The 20,838-nt window shown below is 69.6% G+C and carries 17 protein-coding genes; 4 read left to right on the plus strand and 13 right to left on the minus strand.

Features of this window, described 5'->3' with window-relative positions; translation table 11 throughout:
- Positions 1-142: 142 nt before the first annotated feature.
- Both ACIHFB_RS17445 and ACIHFB_RS17450 read left to right on the plus strand, forming a co-directional pair.
- A complete protein-coding gene (locus ACIHFB_RS17445) occupies positions 143-1,213 on the plus strand; it encodes an ADP-ribosylglycohydrolase family protein (RefSeq protein WP_365273847.1) in 1,071 nt (356 codons plus the stop codon).
- A 40-nt stretch (positions 1,214-1,253) separates the two neighbouring features.
- A complete protein-coding gene (locus ACIHFB_RS17450) occupies positions 1,254-1,745 on the plus strand; it encodes an NUDIX hydrolase (RefSeq protein WP_365273850.1) in 492 nt (163 codons plus the stop codon).
- Positions 1,746-1,865: 120 nt separating this feature from the next.
- On the opposite strand, the gene ACIHFB_RS17455 is transcribed toward ACIHFB_RS17450, so the two are convergent.
- The 4 genes from ACIHFB_RS17455 to ACIHFB_RS17470 form a co-directional block, all read right to left on the minus strand.
- Positions 1,866-2,252, minus strand: a complete 387-nt coding sequence (locus ACIHFB_RS17455) for a hypothetical protein (RefSeq protein WP_400127249.1) — start codon at positions 2,250-2,252, stop codon at positions 1,866-1,868.
- Between the two features lie 20 nt (positions 2,253-2,272).
- Positions 2,273-3,115 (minus strand): FHA domain-containing protein, encoded by an 843-nt coding sequence (locus ACIHFB_RS17460; RefSeq protein WP_400127250.1) that lies wholly within the window; start codon positions 3,113-3,115, stop codon positions 2,273-2,275.
- A gap of 280 nt (positions 3,116-3,395) precedes the next feature.
- On the minus strand, positions 3,396-3,533 hold the full coding sequence (locus ACIHFB_RS17465) for a hypothetical protein (RefSeq protein WP_400127251.1): 138 nt from the start codon (positions 3,531-3,533) through the stop codon (positions 3,396-3,398).
- A 139-nt stretch (positions 3,534-3,672) separates the two neighbouring features.
- The gene (locus ACIHFB_RS17470; protein WP_400127252.1) at positions 3,673-5,730 is read right to left on the minus strand and encodes a restriction endonuclease; all 2,058 of its coding nucleotides are present in this window, start codon (positions 5,728-5,730) and stop codon (positions 3,673-3,675) included.
- A gap of 401 nt (positions 5,731-6,131) precedes the next feature.
- On the opposite strand from ACIHFB_RS17470, the gene ACIHFB_RS17475 reads away from it, so the two are divergent.
- The gene (locus ACIHFB_RS17475) at positions 6,132-6,869 is read left to right on the plus strand and encodes a Sir2 family NAD-dependent protein deacetylase (protein ID WP_365273856.1); all 738 of its coding nucleotides are present in this window, start codon (positions 6,132-6,134) and stop codon (positions 6,867-6,869) included.
- Positions 6,870-6,897: 28 nt separating this feature from the next.
- Here ACIHFB_RS17475 and ACIHFB_RS17480 read toward each other — a convergent pair whose 3' ends face one another.
- The 3 genes from ACIHFB_RS17480 to ACIHFB_RS17490 form a co-directional block, all read right to left on the minus strand.
- On the minus strand, positions 6,898-7,932 hold the full coding sequence (locus ACIHFB_RS17480; protein WP_365273859.1) for a hypothetical protein: 1,035 nt from the start codon (positions 7,930-7,932) through the stop codon (positions 6,898-6,900).
- A gap of 105 nt (positions 7,933-8,037) precedes the next feature.
- Positions 8,038-8,532, minus strand: a complete 495-nt coding sequence (locus tag ACIHFB_RS17485) for a methylated-DNA--[protein]-cysteine S-methyltransferase (RefSeq protein WP_365273862.1) — start codon at positions 8,530-8,532, stop codon at positions 8,038-8,040.
- Between the two features lie 10 nt (positions 8,533-8,542).
- The gene (locus ACIHFB_RS17490) at positions 8,543-10,015 is read right to left on the minus strand and encodes an AlkA N-terminal domain-containing protein (RefSeq protein ID WP_400127553.1); all 1,473 of its coding nucleotides are present in this window, start codon (positions 10,013-10,015) and stop codon (positions 8,543-8,545) included.
- A 187-nt stretch (positions 10,016-10,202) separates the two neighbouring features.
- Between ACIHFB_RS17490 and ACIHFB_RS17495 the strand changes: the two genes are divergently transcribed.
- Positions 10,203-11,138, plus strand: a complete 936-nt coding sequence (locus tag ACIHFB_RS17495) for an endonuclease/exonuclease/phosphatase family protein (protein WP_365273865.1) — start codon at positions 10,203-10,205, stop codon at positions 11,136-11,138.
- A gap of 3 nt (positions 11,139-11,141) precedes the next feature.
- Here the strand turns inward: ACIHFB_RS17495 and ACIHFB_RS17500 are convergent, their stop codons facing one another.
- The 6 genes from ACIHFB_RS17500 to ACIHFB_RS17525 form a co-directional block, all read right to left on the minus strand.
- Positions 11,142-15,032, minus strand: coding sequence for a glycoside hydrolase family 2 TIM barrel-domain containing protein (locus tag ACIHFB_RS17500; RefSeq protein ID WP_400127253.1), 3,891 nt, complete (start codon positions 15,030-15,032; stop codon positions 11,142-11,144).
- Positions 15,033-15,210: 178 nt separating this feature from the next.
- Complete coding sequence (locus ACIHFB_RS17505; RefSeq protein ID WP_400127254.1) at positions 15,211-15,828, minus strand: hypothetical protein; 618 nt, start codon at positions 15,826-15,828, stop codon at positions 15,211-15,213.
- Positions 15,829-15,872: 44 nt separating this feature from the next.
- Positions 15,873-17,420 carry an ABC transporter ATP-binding protein gene (locus tag ACIHFB_RS17510; RefSeq protein WP_400127255.1) on the minus strand — a complete coding sequence of 516 codons (1,548 nt, stop codon included), beginning with the start codon at positions 17,418-17,420 and terminating at the stop codon, positions 15,873-15,875.
- A complete protein-coding gene (locus ACIHFB_RS17515) occupies positions 17,417-18,205 on the minus strand; it encodes an ABC transporter permease (protein ID WP_400127256.1) in 789 nt (262 codons plus the stop codon). The genes ACIHFB_RS17510 and ACIHFB_RS17515 overlap by 4 nt, the downstream gene beginning before the upstream one ends.
- Positions 18,202-19,137 (minus strand): ABC transporter permease, encoded by a 936-nt coding sequence (locus ACIHFB_RS17520; RefSeq protein ID WP_400127554.1) that lies wholly within the window; start codon positions 19,135-19,137, stop codon positions 18,202-18,204. Before ACIHFB_RS17520 ends, ACIHFB_RS17515 begins: the two co-directional genes overlap by 4 nt.
- Positions 19,138-19,259: 122 nt before the next feature.
- The gene (locus tag ACIHFB_RS17525) at positions 19,260-20,834 is read right to left on the minus strand and encodes an ABC transporter substrate-binding protein (protein ID WP_400127257.1); all 1,575 of its coding nucleotides are present in this window, start codon (positions 20,832-20,834) and stop codon (positions 19,260-19,262) included.
- Positions 20,835-20,838 lie beyond the last annotated feature (4 nt).

Raw genomic sequence — 20,838 nt, forward strand, 5'->3', positions numbered from 1 at the left:
GACCAGTCGCGCCGCTGTGACCTTAACCGGAGGAAGCCCCCGCCGTCATGCCCCGACCGGAGCCTGGGACGCCACCGGCAACCCGCTGTGCGAGTCGGCCGAACCCCGCGCGGCCGCCGCCGGAATTGGGTAGACCGGTGCTATGACCCCTGTGGGCACTGAGCAAGAGCTCGGCGACCGCATCCTCGGGGGCTGGCTGGGCCGGATCGCGGGCAACATGCTCGGCAAACCGGTCGAGCAGGGCGACCTGTGGACGCGGGACCGTATCGATCGCTATCTGCGGCAGGCCGCCGCCCTGCCCCTGACCGACTATCTGCCCGCGCCCGTCGACGAGAGCGACGGCTTCGAGCTGCGCCCCGAATGGCGCCAGTGCGTCCGCGGCCGCATCCACGGCAGCTGCCGCGACGACGACGTCGACTACGCGATCCTCGGCCTCGACCTCCTGGAGACCCACGGCTTCGGCTTCAGCACCGAGCAGGTCGGCGACCTGTGGCTGCTGCGGCTGCCGTACCTTCAGACCTTCACCGCCGAGCGGGCGGCGTACCGGAACCTCGCCAACGGCCTCAAGCCTCCGTTGACCGCCACCTACGACAACCCGTACCAGGAGTGGATCGGCGCCCTCATCCGTGCCGACATCTACGGCTGGACCTGCCCCGGTGTCCCCCGCCGGGCCTCCTCCCTCGCCCGCCGGGACGCGGTGCTGTCCCATACCGGCAACGGCGTGTACGGCGCGATGTGGGCGGCCGCGCTGATCTCGGCGGCGTTCACGGCGTCCACGGTGCGGCACGCCGTGGACGAGGCGCTGGCCATGATCCCCGGCAGCTGCCGGCTGGCGCGTACCGTACGCCGGGTCGTCTCGCTGCACGACACCCGGATGACCTGGGAGGACACGCTGACGACCGTGTCCGAGGAGACCGCGGGGCTGGGCTGGATCCACACCGTCCCGAACGCCGCCGTCCTCACGGCCGGGCTCCTGTACGGCGACGGCGACTTCACCCGCACCATCACCCTCACCGTCCGCGGCGGCCTGGACACCGACTCCAACGGCGCGACCGCGGGCTCGGTGGCCGGCGTGCTGACCGGCGCGGAGGCGATCCCGGACCAGTGGAAGGACCCGCTGGAGGACACCGTCCGCAGTGCGGTGTTCGGCTTCGACGGGGTGCGGATCAGCGAACTGGCGGAGCGGACGGTGCGGCTGGCCGACAGCGAGTGAGGATCAGGGGGCGGCTGCGGCAGCTGGATACCCTTCCCGGGTGACCACTCCAGACTTCGCCACGTACATCGCGGGCCTGCCCCGCGTCCTCGCCGGAGCCGCCGCCCTCTTCCGCGACACCGAGGGCCGGGTGCTGCTCGTCGAGCCCAACTACCGTGAGGGCTGGGCACTTCCGGGCGGCACGATCGAGTCCGACGACGGCGAGACCCCACGCCAGGGCGCCCGCCGCGAGACGGCCGAGGAGATCGGCCTCGACATCGAACTCGGCCGCCTGCTCGCGGTGGACTGGGTACACGGGGCGGGCCGCCCACCGCTCGTCTCGTATCTGTACGACGGCGACGTCCTCACCGAGAACGACCTCAAGTCGATCCGCCTCCAGGAGGAAGAACTCCTCTCCTGGCGCCTGGTACCGCATGACGAGCTCCCCGAGTACCTCCCGGGCGCCCTGGGCCGCCGCGTCCTGACCGCCCTGGAGGTCCTCGCGGACGGGTCGGGCACGGCGGAGTTGGAGAACGGTCATCGGGTGGGCTGAACCAGGCCAGTAGGCGGCCCGACAGGCGACTCGCTTACGACAGCAAGCAATCGACAGGGCCGAATGGCAACTGAAGATTCGACAAGACTCGACACGATCAGCCGGGAGAGCTGCGGAGCGCTACTGCGCGATGGCGCGGAGAACAGGCTCACCGATCGGGCCCAACCAGGCCGCAAACGAGGACAGTACCCCTGCGAGTGCCCCACCGGCGGTCACCACAGCGCCTGCGGTGGTCACCAACCTGACGATCTGAACCAACCGTTGGGCAACGGTGGGGCGATCTGGAGACGGAGAGCCAAGTTCGGCACCGAGTGAAGCAACCTCACCGTTCACCTGACTGGCCACATGAAGCGGGAGGCCAAGGCGGTCGAGCTCCGCGCGCAATGGTCCGAGCAAGGCCTGCGGATCCGTCACAGCAGTGAAGTCCCCGTGCTGGCCCCCATGGATGGTCTGGTTACCGGCGACATTGTTGATGTTGCCTTGTTGGCTGCCGATGTTGAAGGTCACTGGAGGTCCTTTCCCGTGCGTCAGTAGCGGCGCGAGACCGCATCGAAGGAGCGGTGACGGGCCGCAGCGATGATGTGCATCACCAGCCCGATTGCCATCAGGAAGACACCGGCGAGTGCAGCGGCCCAGCCGAGAAGGAACACCGGTATGCCGTTGATCTCGCTGCCGAACATATCTCCCGGCTGCGGCCACTGGTTGGGATCTTCGGGTATGGGATCACCTATACGACCCATGAACCGCAGGACTCCCCACGCGAAGACAGCAAAGCCGCCCAAGAAAAGCAACAGGCCGAGCAGAATGAGCCTTCGGGCCCTGGTGCGGGCTGCGGCGATCTGACGCAGGAAGCTCTCCTGCCGTTGATCGACATATTGGTGCCCACCAACGTTGTTGATGTTCGCGCCGTGCTGCTGACCCACGTCGAATCGAGGAGCACGACTCACTGCCGGCATCAGAGCGGTGCCCTGCACGGTCTCGCGTCTGTGCGGGGCATCGTCGTGGCACTCGTACTTGACGCTCACATTTCCAAAGGTGAGCACGTCACCGTGGCACAGCGTCCAGGGAACCTGAAGAGGGCGGTCGTTCACCAAAGTGCCGTTGGCGGAACCGAGATCCTCCAACACCACGTCCCGTCCCGAGCGGCTCAGCATGGCGTGTCTGCCGCTCACATACGGATCATCGATCCGTATGTCGCAGCCCGGATCCCGGCCCAGAACTGACCGGATGCCAGTGAGGCGTAGAGGAGGACCATTCAGGTGCGCCGGGCGGATGAATGTGAGCTGGGGACCTGAACTATTTGGATAACTCGCCATGATCCCACCCCCGTTGGGACTAGACGGAAAATTCATTCTAGCCGCGACAGCCATAGCGCGACCTGCACAGCATCCGACATTCCCCACCACAATGCGCCGCGCGCAGAAGGGGTGAGCCGTACGTCCGTCAACGCCACTGGCGGCGCCGAAATCACATGTGCGTTTCCGGAGACGCCGGGGAGATCACAGCGGAGGAAGCACCGATCGCTTACCGACCGCCGGAGCGGGATTGTTGACACCGAGCATGTCCGGCCTCCTCCGTAGCCGATGTCTCGGCCTTCGCCAGGACCGCCAAGGTCGAGCGCTCCACCTCGGAAAGGACAACCGAGGAGCCTCAGCTTGCGGCAGGGGCGTTCTTGGTGAATCGCGGCACGAGGCCCTGCCGTCCACGCCCAGCACCGAGCACCCGCAGGACGGCGGTCTCCACCTCACCACCGATCCCCTGGATCTGCACGATGCGCCGTGATGCCACGCCCGCGTCGATGAGCGCGTCTGCTGGTCGCAGATTTCATGACCGCCAGCGGCAGCGACATCTCCTCTACACCATTCAGCTGCGCCCAAGCATCCATCTGTCGGCATGCCCGGCAATACTCATGGCGCGAGTGCCGCCGTCAATCGACTTCGATGCCGTAGTCCTGAACAAGTTGCTCCAGGCCTCCCGTGTATCCCATCCCACCCAGCACGAAGTCCCAGTCGCCACTGGGCCTGTGCCTGAAGGAGCCGAGCACCAGCGCCGTCTCGCCAGAGCGGCCGTCGGAGACCTCCAGGCAGCCGAGTTCGGTCATCGCCGGGTCCAGCAAGCGGATACGGGCATCAGTGAACCCAGAGAGATCAGCATCCGGGTTCGCCTCCGGGTCGACGGCAGCCACCAGTACGAACCGATCAGCGCCCTCGGGCAACGCGTCGAAGGAGACACGGATAGCTGCCTTGTCCGGCGCCACAGCCGGCACTGCGCGTACCGAGCCGTCCGGGGTCTGCGGGTTGTTGAAGAAGACGAAGTGGTCTTCGCTGAGGACCCGGTTGCCGCGGCAGACCAGGGCGCAGACGTCCAACGCGACATTGCCGAACCATGTCATACCCAGCGTGTTGTAGTCATCGGGCAGAGCCGCGGGAGCGGGCGGCGTTGGCTGCGCAGAGGCCGGCCGCCCTCCCTCCCCCAGCCGTCCACGGAGCCCGTGGCGGTGCAGGAGATCGACGAGTTCGCTACCTGAGATCAACTCCAGGGGCTTGCCACGGGCGAACGTGTGCGAGCCGGGGCCGAAGCCCGACGTGGTCACCAGAACACCCTTGTTGGCGCCGACGTCCTGGACCGTGCCGAACAGGTCGCGCACTGCGGTGGGCGGGACGGTGTTGCGGTAGCGCTTTACCTGAACGACGATCTTGCCGCCTCGAATGGGCGTCGGGTCCAGCGCGTCGACATCCACACCCCCATCGTTCGAGCGCTGCGTCGTGACGGCCTGCATCCCCATGGCGCGGAACAGGTCGGCAACGAGGGACTCGAAGGCGATGGGGTCCATCTCGTACAGGTCCGGCTCCTCGTCGCTGCCATGAGTTATGACACGATTTCCGACGTCCGAGAGCTGTCGGCTCGGCCGTAAGGAAGTGAGTTGATCGGGCCGAGTGGCTAGCTGTCCTCTCAACGCCTCTGTCAGGCAACTGGTCGCGTCCACCTGTTCCAGATGCAAACCGGTGAAAGCCGCTCGCCGAGCCATGACGGTCGCCAGAAAGATGTGGGCTTGCCTGCCTGTCGCAGGATCGTGGGCGTCCACGAAACCGTTCAGAGCCACCGAGTCGAGGATGCCGTACTCGTCCGCAGTGAAAAGCTGATGCAGGACCAGCAGCACGCTCTGCGCCAACACCTCTCGGTACAACGCCCGGCGCTGAGTTACCGGACGCGCCGTTTCCTTGTCCTGGTCCTGGGCTGGCACGTACCTCACTGACTTCGCTCCCGGGGCAACGTCGTACCCGGGCAGCTCCCAGTCCAGGACCAACTGCCGGGCCGCCGAGTCGAAGGCCGCCGCCACCTGCCGTGGGAAGCCTTCGGGCCAGGCAGTCGACGAATAGAGGGCAGCCGAAAAGTACTCGACCACGGATTCAGGGTCGCCCCGTCTGACTCCGTCGGTCGCCTCGGTGATGCCGGCATTGTGCTGGCGGACCTCGGCTCGCTGAGCCTCAGCCCTCTGTTCGTAGTCCTGCTGCAAGGTGGCCAACTGTTGCTGTCGCTGCGCTTCGGCAGCCTGTGCCGCGTGCAAGTCGCGCTCAAAGCGAGACCGCGCCTCAGCCTGCGCTTGTGCACGCCGGCTGGCCGTCCAGCCGCCCAGGGCCTGGTACTGGCTCGGATCCGGCATGCGTACGGGCCAGGCGAGCTGCCCTGGGTCGAACGGGGAAACTTCCGCCACTCGCATCAGTGACGACGCCCTGAAGGCCGGGACTTGACAACCTGCTGTCAAAAGCCCTCGCAAGATCGCGACCTGCGCGTCCAGGCCCTCCGACCTCAGCCTGGCTTCCGCCTGCCGGTACTCCTTGTACCCCCGAACTGCAAGTTGTTGGCGTGCCCGCGCCTGCAGAGCCTCTTCCCGACGGTGCCTTTGCTCGGCCTCGATCTGACGCTGATGCTGACGCTGCACCTCGGCCCAATTACTGACAAAACCAGCAGAGCGACGACTCATGCGCTCAGGCCCTCCCCAGGACGTCGGCAGCGCCGACCGAACTCTGATTACCCCCGCAACCAGTCGTGATAAAACGACTTTATCCAGTAATCGTCGTCCTGGACATCAGCCTGCCAACGCCAACTGGAATCAACCGTCCGTGCAGGTCACCGGCCAGCCAAGGCTTCTCCAAGACTCGCTCGATGCGTCCAAGACCCGGCCAGCCGTATCGGCTGCCCACGCCCGAAGCGCAGACAGCGGCCAAGGCGGCGGCCGCCGCGTCCTCACTCGCCCCCGTCTCCGGCCCGTCACAGCCCCCTAGGTCCTCACGGCGATCTCGATCCTCACGGCGTCGAAGGTTGATCTCCGCAGCCCTGAAAATCTGCTCGCCCCGAGCAGTGCGGGCGACCTACCCTCGCCCCATGGACAGGCCTCTCGTAGCGATCCTCAGTGGCGCCGGTATCTCCACCGACTCGGGGATCCCCGACTACCGCGGCCCGAACGGGCTGTGGCGGCGGGATCCGGAGGCCGAGAAGCTGGTGACGTACGAGTACTACATGGGTGATCCGGAGATCCGGCGACGGTCGTGGCAGATGCGGCGGAAGAACCGGACGCTCAAGGCCGAGCCCAACGCGGCGCACCGGGCCGTTGCCGGGCTGGAGAAGTCGGGTGTGCCGGTGCGGGTCATCACACAGAACGTCGACGGGCTGCACCAGCTCGCCGGGATGCCCGCCCGCAAGGTGCTGGAACTGCACGGCAGCGCGCGGAGTGTCGTGTGCACCGGATGCGATGCCCGCGGCCCCATGGAAGATGCCCTCGCCCGGGTCGAGGCCGGGGAGGAGGATCCGCCGTGTCTGGAGTGCGGCGGGATCCTCAAGTCGGCGACCGTCATGTTCGGCGAACGGCTGGACCCCGTCGTCCTCGGCGAGGCCCTCGCGATCAGCAAGGCCAGTCAGGTGTTCATCGCCGTCGGAACGAGCCTTCAGGTGCAGCCCGCCGCCGGGCTCGCCGGCGTCGCCGCCGACCACGGCGCACGGCTCCTCATCGTCAACGCGGAGCCGACGCCGTACGACGAACTCGCCGACGAGGTGATCCGGGAGCCGATCGGCACCTCGCTGCCGGCATTGCTGAACCTGCTGAACAGTCAAGGCGATGCGTAGGTCCTCGGGGTCGATCTCCGTTGCCGTCCTATCCGTTCTCGGGATCGTCCTCGTCCTCGAAGCCGCGTGACGGTCCCCTGACGTTTCCCAGCACCTTCTTGCCCTGTTGGTCGACGAGGCGTGTCACGGTTTCCTGCGCAATGCCGAACATGAGCGCCCACGCAAGGACTTGTGCACCGCTGTCCAGATCCGAAAGTCCCGGCACGAATCCGCCCTGGATGACCAGCAGGCCGAACACGGCGGCCAAGGCACCGATCGGCAATCGCAGCAGCAACAGGCAGATGGGCACCATGTAGGGCGTTGCCGTGCCCTGCATATGGCGCAAGGAAACGGCTCCCGCCAAGGCCGCTCCGCACAATCCGAAGAACTCCACGATGAGGACATCGCCGCCTGCCGCTTCCTTGCCGATCGGGCAGAAACGGCCGTCGTCCTGCGAATCGAAGCAGAGTTTTTCCGCTATTGCGGCCGGCTCGACGTATCCCCAGAGCACGAGCAGTCCGGCAATCATGCCGGTGAGCAGCACGGAAGTCAGCAGTATGTTGCGGAAGCTTCGTGCCCTCGCCCTCTCCAGGTCCTGTGCGTCATTGGCCGCACGCAACGCCCGTACGGCGAGTTCTCTGAACTGGGGGCCGACGTGCTGCCCGTTCGACTGGACCTGTGCCTCCAGCTCGTTCCTCAGCGGATCTTCGTCACCCAGGTGCTGCTTGGCGCGTGCAAGTACTTCGGTCCCCCACCACACGAGGTCCGCTTCACCGGCCAGCTTCAGGATGCTCACTTCTGCCCGGTGGATATTGGCCCAGGCCCGGTCCATTGCGGAGCCGGAGAGCAGGGACAGTGGCGTATCCCTGCTGTTGAGCGCCTGCCGGGCAGCCCCGAGCTGGACTTTGGCCTTCTTGACCAAGAGCCTTCCCTCGTCCGACAGTTCGCCGCGCGCTTCGAGCGTGTGCAGCTCGCCCTGGAGCTCGGCGACGTAGGCGGAGGCGCGTTGATGCCATGAGGACTTTCTTGTCCCTGCGACGTCTCCGTCTTCGTCGGGAATGCTCCAGGCAGGGGTCTCCACCATCGCTCGGCCCTCCACCGACCTCCCCGTTTACAGGATCCAGGAGTTCACTCGGGAGCAGCCCCTACTGTTCAGTGTCCGCCTTGAGCGCCCGACCGCAAGCCGGGCCTAGAACAGCGCCGCCCCGCCCTCGAAGTCCAGCAACCGCTGCTTGCGTTGCAGGCCGCCGCCGTAGCCGGTGAGGCTGCCGTCGGCGCCGACGACTCGGTGGCAGGGGACGATGATGCCGATGGGGTTCTTGCCGTTGGCGACGCCTACGGCGCGGGAGGCGCCGGGGTTGCCGAGGGCGTCGGCGAGGTCGCCGTAGGAGCGGGTCTCGCCGTAGGGGATCTTGCGGAGTTGGTCCCAGACGGTGCGCTGGAACGGGGTGCCGTGCAGCCGGAGTTCGAGGGTGAACTCCTTCAGCTCGCCCGCGAAATACGCGTCGAGTTGTTCTTCCGTCTCGGCGAACACCGCGTCGTCGTGCGGGCCGAAGCCGAAGGACTCCTGCGGTGGGCGGTGGCGCTGGTCGGTCATGTAGAGGCCGCAGAGGGTGCCGTCTTCGGCTACGAGGGTCAGCGGGCCGTACGGGCTGTCGATGACGGTGTGCTGTTTGCGATTCACTGCAAGGTCCTTATACAGGGAGGAAGTTGATCGGGTGGCTGTCGGTCGCCCACAGGTACTGGACCGCGTACGCCCGCCAGGGCGCCCACCCGGACGCCCGTGCCGTGAGGGCCGCGGGAGTCGAGGGCAGGCCCAACTCCTGGGCGGCGCGGCGGATTCCGAGGTCCGTGGGGAGGAACGCGTCGGGGTCGCCGAGGGCGCGCATCGCGATGACGTCGACCGTCCAGGGGCCGAAGCCCGGGAGGGACAGCAGACGGGCACGGGTTTCCGTCCAGTCGCTCTCCACGCCCAAGTGCAGTGTGCCGTCGGCCAGTTGGGTCACCAGCGTGGTGAAGGTCGTACGACGCGTGCGCGGCATCGCCAGCGACTGCGGGTCCAGCGCCGCCAGCGCCTCCGGTGACGGGAACAGATGGGTCAGGCCGCCCTCCGCGTCGTCGATCTGCTCGCCGTGCGCGGTGACCAGGCGGGCCGCGTGGGTGCGGGCCGCCGCTGTGGAGACCTGTTGGCCGAGGACCGCGCGGATCGCGAACTCGGCCTCGTCCACCGTGCGCGGGACGCGGCGGCCGGGGGCCTTGTCGACGAGGGGCGCGAGGACCGGATCGGTGCGGAGTTGCTCGTCGACCGCCACCGGATCGGCGTCCAGGTCCAGCATGCGTCGGCAGCGGCTGATCGCGACGGGCAGGTCACGCAGATCGCTGAGGGTGAGGCGGCAGGCGATGTGGTCCGGCTCGGGCGTCAGCGAGACGATGCCGTGGCCGTACGGCAGCCTGAGCGTCCGGCGGTACGCGCCGTCCCGCCACTCCTCCATCCCGGGTACGGCGGTGGCCGCGAGGTGGCCGAAGAGGTTGTCCGGGTTGAGGGGGGCACGGAAGGGCAGGCGGAGGGCCAGCACGCCCGGCGTGCCCTGGGCGCCGCGCGACGCGGGCACACGGGTACGCAGCTCGCTCGGGGACAGGGCGAAGACCTCACGCACGGTGTCGTTGAAGGTGCGGATGGAGGAGAAGCCCGCCGCGAAGGCGATCTCCGCCATCGGCAGCGGGGTCGTCTCGATCAACAGCCTTGCCGTTTGGGCGCGTTGGGCGCGGGCGAGCGCGAGGGGGCCCGCGCCCAGTTCGGCGAGGAGCTGGCGTTCGACCTGGCGGGTGCTGTAGCCGAGGCGGGTGGCGAGGCCGGGAACGCCCTCGCGGTCCACGATGCCGTCGGCGATCAGCCGCATCGCGCGGGCGACGAGGTCGGCGCGCTGGTTCCACTCCGGCGAGCCGGGGCTGGTGTCGGGGCGGCAGCGCTTGCAGGCCCGGAAGCCGGCCTGCTGGCAGGCGGCCGCGCTCGGGTAGAAGGTCATGTTCTCCGGCTTGGGCGGCACGACGGGGCAGCTGGGCCGGCAGTAGATGCGGGTGGTGACCACGGCCGTGAAGAACCAGCCGTCGAAGCGCGCGTCCTTGGACTGGACGGCGCGTACGCACCGCTCCCAGTCGGTGTGCATCGCGTTCTGCATCGCGTTCTGCATACGTCCAGCATGGGTCACCGCCCGGCCCGTGGCTGGCGAGAATCCGACATGGACCTCGCGTGCCCTGGGGCCGGGCGGATCACCGGCCGCTGGAGTGGACACGGGAAGGGCTGCAGAAGGGCTCGGGAACCGAGATCGTCGGACTGTGCGTCGTACGCAACCTATGAGCCCCACCAGACCCACGACGAGCACCTGGTTCCGCCCCCGCGGCGCATGGTTCGCAAGCGTTCTCATCGCCTGTGTGCTGACGTTTCACGCCGTCGTGCCCAATCGGTTCGGCAGGCTGGGCAGTCTGCTGGAGACCTTTCTGCCCTGGCTCGGTCTGGCCGTCCCGGTCCTGGCGGGCGTGGCACTGGTGCGGCGTTCGCCCGTCGCGCTGACCGCCGTATTGCCGCCCCTGGCGGCCTGGCTGGCCCTCTTCGGCGGGCTGCTGCTCCCCCGGTCGGACGGGGCGTACGACCTCACGGCGGTGCAGCACAACGTCAGCGACGTGAACCCGGACCCGGCCGGAACCGCCCGTACGCTGCTGAGCGCCGACGCCGACCTGATCGCCCTCGAAGAGGTGACGCCGTCCCACGCAAGGGAGTTCACGGCGGCCCTCGACTATCCGCACCATGCCGTCGTGGGCACGGTCGGCCTGTGGTCCCGGTATCCGCTCACCGACGTACGGGCCGTCGACATCAGGCCGGCCGACCTCGGGGCGGACTGGAACCGCGGTCTGCGGGCCACCGCCGCGACCCCGTCGGGCGCCGTCGCGGTGTTCGTCGCGCATCTCCCCTCCGTCCGCCTCGGCCCGGGGTTCGGCACGGCACGCCGGGACGAGAGCGCGGTCCTGCTCGGCCGTGCGCTGGACGCGGAACCGCTTCCGGACGTGATCCTGCTCGGCGACCTCAACGGCACGGTCGACGACCGCGGGCTGGACCCGGTGCGCGCCCAGGTGAGCGCGCCACGTGAGGGACTGGCCTTCAGCTGGCCCGCGTCCTTCCCGCTGGCCAGGATCGACCAGATCCTGGCCCGGGACGCGGTGGTCACCCGCATCTGGACGCTGCCGGACACGGGCAGCGACCATGTGCCGGTCGCCGCCCGTGTCCGGCTGTGAGGACTACTCGGTCGCCGTCGGACGCCGTGAGGCCGCCGTCGCCCCGGCCACGTCGGTGATCGGCCGCAGCCGGTAGGTGTACGCGTAGTCCCGGTCGGCGAACAGCTTGTACTCGTCGTGGGTGTGCGCGCCCCAGCTGGTGTCGCCGCCCAGGCCCATCTGCCGGTGGTTCACGCGCAGGACGACCTCCTCGCGCGGGGTGAGCTGGTAGTCGTGGCGCGCCCCGACCGAGAGGTCCTCGGGAGTGAGGTGCGAGGCGTTGAACTCGACGAGGGGTTCGCCGCTGACGAGGAGTCCGCTACCGCGTCCATCCGTCAGGGCGACCCAGCGGACGTCGGTCTTGTTGCCGTTCTCCTGCGGGCGGATGTAACGGGTCCGCTGCCCGTCGACGGTCCCGGAGTACAGGCCCACGTCGGTGCCGTCGTTGCGGTCCCAGTGGTTCTCCTCGGGGCCGCGCCCGTAGTAGTGCAGCCGGTCCAGCCGTCCCGGCAGGAACAGCAGGGTGCCGACCTCCGGGATGTACGGCAGGCTCGACGCGCCCGGGTGCAGACTGCTGTCGACCTTGATCTCGCCGTTTCCGAAAACGGTGTAGGTGGTGGTGTACGTCGATTCGACCGTCGTCGGCAGGGAGCCGCTGACCTTGATCTCGACGGCCCTGTCCTGGAGTTGACGCACGCCGACGTCCGTGACCTTGCGGCCGGTGCCCGCGTCGCGCCAGGTCTGGTTGCGGGTGTGCTGGCCGTTGCCCCTGTCGTTGTCGGTCGGCGCCCGCCAGAAGTTCGGCGCGGGCCCGGAGGTGATGAGCCGGGCGCCTGCGGCCTCGTACGACGTGATGAGGCCGCTGCCCTTGTCGACGGTGACGGAGAAGCCGTCGCCGGTCACCTTCACCGAGTCGGAGCGGTCCTCGTGGGTCAGTGCGGGCACCCGTTCCAGCGGCACCGCGGTCACCGCCGGGCTGCCCGCGTCGACGGGGAGCTGCTGCTTGGCCACCTCGAAGCCGGCCTTGGCCCACTTCGTGGCTTCCTTGGTGGTGAAGGACAGCTGGAGGAAGTACTCCGTGCCCGGCGCCGGGTCCGCCGGCAGCCGTACCGGCACGGTGATCTCCTTCTCCGACAGCGGCGGTACGTCCAGCTGCGCGCGGGTCAGCTTTCCGCGCTGGACGGCCTTGCCGTCGGCGAGGAGTGACCAACTGCCGTCGAAATCACGGACGTTGGTGAACAGGTACTCGTTGGTGAGGGTGACCGCTCCCGGGCCGCCGCTCGATGCGGCGTTGACCGCCTGGTAGATCTGCCTGACCTCGGCCGCCTTGCCGGTGTGGGTGCGGTCGGCGGTGAGGAGGCCGTCCGAGGTCGAGTTCCCGTCGTTGGGGTTGTCGCCCCAGTCGCCGCCGTAGGGGAAGAACGTCCGCTCCTCGGGCCGCTTCCGGGTGACCTCGACGGTGGCGGCGTCGAACCAGAACCGCACGCCGTCGTCACCGGGACCGCGGCCCGCGTCGGCCAGTTCGGCGGCGCTCAGGGCACGGGCGTACACCCGGGCCCGCCGGATGGTTCCGCTGAACTCCCGGGTCGGGTTGTCGATGTCGGTGGCGAGCGCGAGGGGCGCGGTGTTGCCGCCCGGTCGGCGGGTGGTGGTCCGCGTGGCCCGCACCGCACCGTCGACGTGGAGGGTCAGCGTGCCCGCGTCCGCGTCGAAGACGCCGGCGAGGTGGTGCTCGGTGCCGGTCCAGTCGTCCGGCAGGGCCCAGCTCGCGGTGATCCACTGGCCGCCGCCGTAGATGAAGAACTCCAGCGTCCGGTCCGACTGCTTGAGGGAGTACTGCGTGTCGCCCTTGGCGATGATCGGCTGGTGGTAACCGGTGTAGTGCGGGGTGACCCACGCCTCCAGGGTCAGCGAGCCGGTGAGGTCGAGGCCGGTGTCGCGGGCGAAGACGGTGCCTCCGGTGACTCCCTTCTCCCGGTCGAAGGCGCCGGAAGCGGGGAGGATCTCGCCGCTGATCCCGCCGGGCCCGGACTCGGTGAACAGCGTGCGCTCGGGCGTGGGCCAGGTCAGGGACTGGTCGACGAAGTCCCAGATCCAGCCGCCCTGGAGGACGTCGTACCGGCGGACGATGTCCCAGTACTGCTTGAAGTTGCCGACCGAGTTCCCCATCGAGTGGGCGTACTCGATCATGACGTACGGCCGGGTGTCGGAGGTGTCCTTGGCCCGCTGCTCGACGCGTGCGGGGCTGTCGTACATCTCGGACCGGATGTCGCTGATCGTCGGCCGGTCGTCGCCCTCGTACTGGACGACGCGCGTGGTGTCGTACGACTTGATCCAGTCGTGCATGGCGACGAACGTGCTGCCGGTGCCCGCCTCGTTGCCGAGCGACCAGATGACGACCGAGGCGTGGTTCTTGTCGCGGTGGACCATGTTCTGGGCGCGGGCGACGCAGGCCTCGCTCCAGTCGGCGTGGTTGCCCGGGTACTCGCCGCGGATGCCGTGGGTCTCGAGGTTGGTCTCGTCGACGAGGTACAGGCCGTATTCGTCGGCGAGTTCGTACCACAGCGGGTTGTTGGGGTAGTGCGAGGTGCGGACCGTGTTCATGTTGAGTCGCTTGATGATCGTGATGTCCTCGACCAGGTGCGCCCGGGTGACGGCCGTGCCGCCGTCGGGGTGCATCTCGTGCCGGTTGGTGCCGCGGAGGGAGACGGGCTTGCCGTTGATGCGCATCAGCCCGTCCTTGAGCGCGAACTCGCGGAGGCCGACGCGGTGGGAAAGGGTTTCGATCACCGTTCCGGCAGGGTCCCGCAGCCGCAGGACGGCGGTGTAGAGGTTCGGGTGCTCCGCAGACCACAACTTCGGTGCCGGTACGGCCTTTTGGGCCTGTACGGTCACGTCCTCGCCGGGCGCTCCGGCATCGACGGTCTGTTTCAGGGGCCGCGACCAGACGGCATGGCCGCGGTCGTCGTACAGCTGCGTCTCGACGGTGTACCGCCCCTCCCCCACGATGCCGTACGCCCGCACGCTCGCCGTCACCGACAGCTCGGCGGCCGTGTGGTCGTCGCTCAGCGGGGTGTCCAGCTTGAAGTCGCGCAGGTGCACGGCCGGGGTGGAGTACAGGTAGACCGAGCGGAAGATGCCGCTCAGCCGGATCATGTCCTGGTCCTCCAGCCAGTCGCCGTCGGAGAAGCGGTAGACCTCGACGGCGATCTGGTTGGTGCCGGGCTTGAGACGGTCGGTGATGTCGTACTCGGCGGGCGTGTAGGAGTCCTCGTGGTAGCCCACGAGCTCGCCGTTGATCCACACGTAGTGGGCGGATTTGACGCCCTCGAAGTGCAGGAAGGTCCGCCGCCCCGCCCAGCCCCCGGGGACCGTGAAGGTACGCCGGTACTGGCCGACGGGGTTGAAGCGGGTCGGCGACGCGGGCGGCTGCGTCTCCTCGCCGAGGCCGTTGGGCCCCCACCAGGGGTAGGTGATGTTGACGAAGATCGGGCGGTCGTGGCCGTGCATCTGCCAGACCGACGGGACGGGAAGGGTGCCCCAGTCCTTGTCGTCGACGTCCGTGCGGTAGAAGTCGGGGTCCCGGTCGTCGGGGCGGTCGGCGTAGGCGAACTTCCACGTGCCGTCGAGGCTCTGCCGGTACGGCGAGCGGGTGCGGTCGGCGGCCAGGGCCTGTCTCACGTCCGCGTACGGCATGAGGGTGGTGTGCGGCGGCTCGGTGCCCACGCGGAAGAGGGCGATGTTGCCGTTCCACTCCGGGGTGGCGGTCGGCGCCGCGCGTCTCGACGAGGCCTGCGCCGGCGAGGGCAGGGCGAGGGCACCGAGGACGGCGGCCGAGGACTCGAGGAGACGGCGGCGGCTGAAGACCGGCCGTTCGGCGGGAGAGGAGTGCTGGTGCGCGTGCGGGTGCGGCATGACCGAGACCTTCCTCAGAACGACAGTGCGCTGCACCCAGTGGGTGCGTGCGTCGGATCCTGTTCCATATCACTAGGTTCCGAACACACCAGAAGCAACAATCCTGTCGGACTTTGTTGGGTCCTGATCGGCCATCAGCCGCTCGCGGCGACGGCGGAGTTGACGGGCAGGGCCGCCTTCAGTAGCGCTGCGCCTTGGCGATCTCCGCGGTCAGCACCGGCTCCGGGGGCTTGCGGCTGATGGCGAGCGGCTGTGCCCGCCCTCCTGCCTCGAGGTCCTCGGCGCCGACGAAACGGGTTTCGACGACCTTTCCGTCGGGGTTGCGGAAGTCGACCTGGACGGCGTAGGACGCGGCGCTGTCGGTGCTGTTGCGGATGTTGACGACGACGGCGAGCAGACCGCCCGTCTCGGACCGCGGCTTTCCGGTGAGGGAGACGTCGGCCGTCGCGTTTCCCCGTCCCTGTACGTCCTTCAGCTCCCGTTCGGCGGCCTGGTTGGCGCGCTGGACCTCCGCCGAGACCGAGGCCTCGAATTCCGACGCACGTGCGGAGGCGGAGGAGGCGACGGCCGACGCCGCGGCCCGGGCGGACTCGGCCAGGGATTCGACCGAGCTGGGGAGGGTGCCCGAGAACGAGGCGGTGTCGGGTGCCGAGGGACGTGCGCTGACCGTCGTATCGCTGCCGGCGTCGTCGTTGTCGTCGCTGCACGAGGCGAGCGTGGCGGCGCAGGCCGCGGCGGCGACCAGCGCGGTGAGGCTGGTCGCGACGCGGCGCCGCTGTACGGATCGATGGCCCATGGCTCCACATGCTGGCCGCGCCGCACGGGGGCCGCAAATCGGGCTCAAGCGCCCGTTTCCGCCTCCAACCGTGCCGTCGTCTCCATCAGCGACACGGTGAACGGGTGCTCCGGCGCGGTCAGGACGCGCTCCGCCGGGCCCTGCTCGACCAGTTCCCCCGCGTCCAGGACCGCGATGCGGTGGGCCAGACGTGCGGTGTCCAGGTCGTGGGTGATGAGGACCAGGGACAGATCGTCGCGCTCGCGCAGGAGCCGTTCCAGGACGTCGAGGATGCCGCGTCGCGTGACCGTGTCCAGGCCGGAGGTGATCTCGTCGCAGATCAGGACCCGAGGGTGGGCGAGCAGCGCACGGGCCAGAGCCGCACGCTGGAGTTCGCCGCCGGACAGCCGCGGCGGGCGACGCCGGGCCTGGTCGGGTGCGAGGCCGAGTCCGGTGAGCGTGGTCAGGGCCTGCTCCTCGGCCGTCTGCCGGTCGATGCCGCGCAGGCGTACGGCCGTCCGGGCGACCTGGTCCAGGACCGGCCGGTACTCGTCGAAGGCGGCCCGTGCGTCCTGGAAGACGTACTGCACCGCCCTGAGCTCGGCCCGGTCGCGATGCCGGAGGCTGCGCGGCAGCGGGGTGCCGTCGAGGGCGACGACGCCTTCGTGGTCGCGGTGGAGCCCGGCGAGACAGCGGGCGAGGGTCGTCTTGCCGCTGCCGGAGCGGCCCACGACGGCCAGGCACTCAGCGGGGTGCAGGGTGAGCCGGGGTGCCCGCACGACGACGCTCCCGCCGTGGCGGGCGGTGAGGTCGCGGATCCGGAGGACGGGCTCCGTCGTGTCCTCGGCGGGACGCTCCCGCGGGGACGGCGGCCGGGTGTCGAGGAGTCGGCGGGTCCACTCGTGCCGGGGGGCGAGCCACAGCCGTTCGGCCGGGCCCGACTCCACGACCCGGCCCGCCTTCATGACCAGCACCTCGTCGGCGAGCGCGCGCACCACGTCCAGGTCGTGGCTGAGCAGCACGACCGCGATGCCGCGTGCCGCGACCGCCGCCAGTTCGTCGACGATCCGGCTCTTGGTCAACGCGTCCTGCCCGGTGGTGGGTTCGTCCGCGACGATCACACGGGCGCCGAGCAGAAGGGCCTGCGCGATGACGACGCGTTGCTGCTGACCGCCGGAGAGCTGGTGCGGGTAGCGCCGCAACATCGCTTCCGGGTCCGGGAGTTGGGCGTCGGACAGGGCCCGCAGGACCCGTTCGCGGGCGGCGGTCCTGCGCTGCCCGCGGGGGAGGTCGCGCACCTGGGTGCGGGCGATGTCGGTGAGGAGCGCCGAGATGCGGCGGGCCGGGTTGAGGACGGCGGCCGGGTGCTGCGGGATGTGGCCGACGGTCCCTGATACGCGTACGTCGCCGGTGACGCGGGCCGCGGGCGGGTACTCCCCGAGCAGCGCGAGCCCGGTCGTGGTCTTGCCGCTGCCGGAGGCGCCCACCAGCGCGGTCACCTGTCCGGGCAGGACCCGCAGGTTCACCCCGGCCACGATCGCCCGGCCGTCGGTCTCCACACGCAGGTCGCGGATTTCGGCGACGGGGGCGCCGGTCTCGTACTCGGCCGTCATACCTTGCCCCGCTTCTCCAGCGCCGCGTCGAAGAGCAGGTTGCTGCCCGTCGTCAGCGCGACGATCAGCAGCGCGGGCACCACCACGGCCCAGGGCTGCACGAACAGTCCGGTGCGGTTGCGGTCCACCATGACCGCCCAGTCCGCCGCGTCCGGCGCCACACCGACACCGAGGAACGCGGCCGTGGCGACCAGGTACAGCACGCCGGTGAGCCGGATGCCCGCGTCGGCGGCGAGGGTGGGCAGCATCGACCGGCCGACGTATCCGACTGCCGTACGCCACCATGTCTCCCCCTGCATCCGCAGCGCCTCCACCGCGGGACGCGCGGCGGCCTCCCCGGCGGCGGCCCGCACGATCCTGGCCGCGTCGGGCACGTTGACCAGCGCGACCAGCAGCGCGAGCCCGGCCGCGCCCGGTGTGAACACGGACGCCACCAGCAGGATCAGCAGCAGCGACGGCACCGCGAGGAACACGTCCAGCGGCCGCATCAGTGTCTCCTCCAGCCAGCGGCGGTGGGTGAGCGCGCCGACGAGCCCGACCGGCAGTGCGACCAGATACGCGAGGGCGGTGGCGGCCAGCGCGGTCAGGACGACGGGGCGTCCGCCGTGCAGCACCTGCTGCCATACGTCCCGGCCCACGAAGTCCGTGCCGAGCCAGTGCCCGTCGCCGAGCGTGAAGGACGCGGCGCGCGTTCCCGGTTCGTCCGCGAACAGCGGTCCCAGGAGGGCGAGGACGAGGGGTACGGCGATGACCGCGATGCCGAGTGTGCAGCGGCGGGCCTTCACGCGGCCACCCCCGTCCGGGGTGTGAGCCGATGGGCCACCAGGTCAGCGCCCAGGTTCAGTACGACGGTCAGGACGCCGAAGACCACGGCGAGCCCCTGCACCACGGGCACGTCGCGTTCGGCGACGGCGTTGAGCAGGACGGTGCCGAGTCCGGGGATCACGTACAGGGCCTCGACGACGATGACGCCGCACAGCAACCAGTCGACGGTGCGGGCGAGTTGCTGCGTGGCCGGGGCGAGGGCGTTGGGCAGGGCGTGCAGATAGCGGATGCGGGCGCCCGGGATGCCGTAGCGGCGTGCGTGGGCCGCGTACGGGGAGGCCAGCGCGTCGATCATGCCCGCGCGCACCAGGCGGGCGATGGAGCAGACCGGTCGGGAGAGCAGGACGAGGACGGGCAGTACGAGTGCGGCCGGGTGCGCGAGCAGGTCGGTGCCGTAGCCGACGGCGGTCGGCGGCAGCCAGCGCAGCTGGAGCGCGAAAACGGTTACCAGGAGTACCCCGAGGGCGAATTCGGGGACGGCGTACACCGCGAGCGTCACCGAGCTGACCAGCCGGTCGACGAGCCGCCCCGCGTGCCGGGCGGCCAGCACACCGAGCCCGAAGCCGATCGGGATCAGCAGCGCGAGGGTGAGGGCGGCCAGCAGCAGGGTGGGCCCGAAGCCGTCCGCGATGTACTGTCCGACCGGCCGCCCGGAGGTGAGGGAGGTGCCGAAGTCGCCGTGCGGCAGCCCGGACACCCAGTCGAGCAGCCGCTCGTGCGCCGGCCGGTCCAGGTCCAGCGCCGCACGGATCGCGGCGATGCGTGCCGGGTCGGGCTGGTCGCCGGCGAGGGCGACCGCGGCGTCACCCGGCAGCGCCTCGGTGAGCGCGAAGACCAGCAGCACGACGGCCACGATTTGGACTCCGCCGAGGATGAGGCGCCGGGCGACCAGGGATGTGCCGCGGTTTGCCGTGTGTCGACTGCGGCGTCGTCGTGGCTTGTCGCGCCCCGCGGCGGAGCCGCATATCGATACAGCCCCGCGCCCCTTCGGGGCGCTGCCGAACCGTTTCGCGCTCACGCCAGCCAGACCCTGTCGAAGCGGGCCCAGTCCAGCGAGTTGGCAGGCGCGTTCTTCTCAACCCCCTTGACACTCTTGGCCGTTCCGAGGATCCAGTCACCGAACCCCCAGATCAGGAAGCCGCCCTCGGAGTACAGCCGGCGCTGCATGCGCTCGTACACGGCGGCCCGCTCGGTCTCGTCCCGCGTGGACTGCGCCTGCTGGTAGAGGGCGTCGAAGTCCTTGTGCTGCCACTTGGTCGCGTTGGTGCTGGAGTCGCTGAGCAGCCGCTGCGAGATGTGGGCCTCGATGGGCATGGCACCGGAGCGGTAGCAGCACAGGACGCCGGAGTCGAGGATGTCGGCCCAGTAGGTGTCCTTGCTGCCCATCCTGACGTCGATCGTGACGCCGGCCTTGGCCGCCTGGTCGCGGAAAATGCCGGCGGCCTCGGTGAACCCGGCGGCGACGGCGGAGGTGTCGAGGCCGACCTTCAGCTTCTCGGCGCCGGCCTGCTTCAGCAGGGCACGGGCCTTGTCGAGGTCCTGCTCGCGCTGCGGAAGGCCGTCGGCGTAGTACTCGTAGCCCTTCCCGAACAGGTCGTTGCCGATCTCGCCCGCGCCGGACAGGGCCCCGTCGACGAGTTCCTGCCGGTCGGCGATGAGGAAGAAGGCCTGCCGCACCCGCTTGTCGTCGAAGGGCGCCCGGTCGGTCTTCATCGCGAAGCCCTGCATGGCGCTGCCCCGGAGCCGCACGATCTCGATCTGCCCCTTGCCCTCGTGGGCGCGGCCGGTGGTGGGGTTGAGTTCGTGGGCGTACTCGACCTGGCCGCCGAGCAGGGCGTTGACGCGCGCGGACTCCTCGTTGGCGACGACGATCTCGAGTTCGTCGAGGTGCGGGGCGCCCTCCCAGTAGTCGTCGTGGCGGCGGAAGACGGCCGAGCGGCCGGGTGCGAAGGAGACGAGGCGGAAGGGGCCGGAGCCGATGGGCTTCTCGTCGAACTCGGTGGCACCGTCCGGGACGATGTACGCGCCGAACGCGGCCAGGATGTTGGGGAGTTCGGCCGTCGGCCGCTTCAGCACGAACTCGATGCCCGTCTCGCTCGTGGCGCGGCTGGCGTCGAGGTCGATGGGCTCCAGGGACGCCCTGGCGCGGAACGCCTGCTCGGGGTCGGCGATACGGCGGTAGCTGTAGAGCACGTCATGCGCGGTGACCGGCTTGCCGTCGTGGAAGGTGGCCTTGCGCAGGGTGATCTGCCAGCGGTCGAGGGTCTTGTTGGGCTCCCATGTCTCGGCGAGCCGGGGCTGCGCGGACAGGTCGGCGCCGTAGTCGGCGAGCTTGTCGAAGAGGGCCTTTGCACGGGCGGCATCAGCGAACAGATTGCCCAGATGGGGGTCCAGCGTCTCGCCGGCGCCCCCTCCCGCGAACGCGGCGCGCAGTCGCCCGCCCTGCTTGGGTCTGCCGTCACCCGCACCTGTGCCGGAGCCGTCGTCGGAGGACCCGCAGCCGGTGAGCGCGAGCGCACCGAGCGAGGCGGCGCCGGTGGCGGCGAGGAAGCCGCGGCGGCGCAGACCTGGGAAGCGTTCGTCGAGCATGTGA

It is taken from the genome of Streptomyces sp. NPDC051963 (assembly GCF_044593495.1).
Taxonomy (GTDB): domain Bacteria; phylum Actinomycetota; class Actinomycetes; order Streptomycetales; family Streptomycetaceae; genus Streptomyces.

Coding starts and splice junctions, on each gene's coding strand:
- ACIHFB_RS17470 (WP_400127252.1), bottom strand. CDS start 5,730: ATGAGTCGTCGCTCTGCTGGTTTTGTCAGTAATTGGGCCGAGGTGCAG.
- ACIHFB_RS17505 (WP_400127254.1), bottom strand. CDS start 15,828: ATGGGCCATCGATCCGTACAGCGGCGCCGCGTCGCGACCAGCCTCACC.
- ACIHFB_RS17500 (WP_400127253.1), bottom strand. CDS start 15,032: ATGCCGCACCCGCACGCGCACCAGCACTCCTCTCCCGCCGAACGGCCG.
- ACIHFB_RS17475 (WP_365273856.1), top strand. CDS start 6,132: ATGGACAGGCCTCTCGTAGCGATCCTCAGTGGCGCCGGTATCTCCACC.
- ACIHFB_RS17480 (WP_365273859.1), bottom strand. CDS start 7,932: ATGGTGGAGACCCCTGCCTGGAGCATTCCCGACGAAGACGGAGACGTC.
- ACIHFB_RS17525 (WP_400127257.1), bottom strand. CDS start 20,834: ATGCTCGACGAACGCTTCCCAGGTCTGCGCCGCCGCGGCTTCCTCGCC.
- ACIHFB_RS17460 (WP_400127250.1), bottom strand. CDS start 3,115: ATGGCTGTCGCGGCTAGAATGAATTTTCCGTCTAGTCCCAACGGGGGT.
- ACIHFB_RS17490 (WP_400127553.1), bottom strand. CDS start 10,015: ATGCACACCGACTGGGAGCGGTGCGTACGCGCCGTCCAGTCCAAGGAC.
- ACIHFB_RS17510 (WP_400127255.1), bottom strand. CDS start 17,420: ATGACGGCCGAGTACGAGACCGGCGCCCCCGTCGCCGAAATCCGCGAC.
- ACIHFB_RS17495 (WP_365273865.1), top strand. CDS start 10,203: ATGAGCCCCACCAGACCCACGACGAGCACCTGGTTCCGCCCCCGCGGC.
- ACIHFB_RS17445 (WP_365273847.1), top strand. CDS start 143: ATGACCCCTGTGGGCACTGAGCAAGAGCTCGGCGACCGCATCCTCGGG.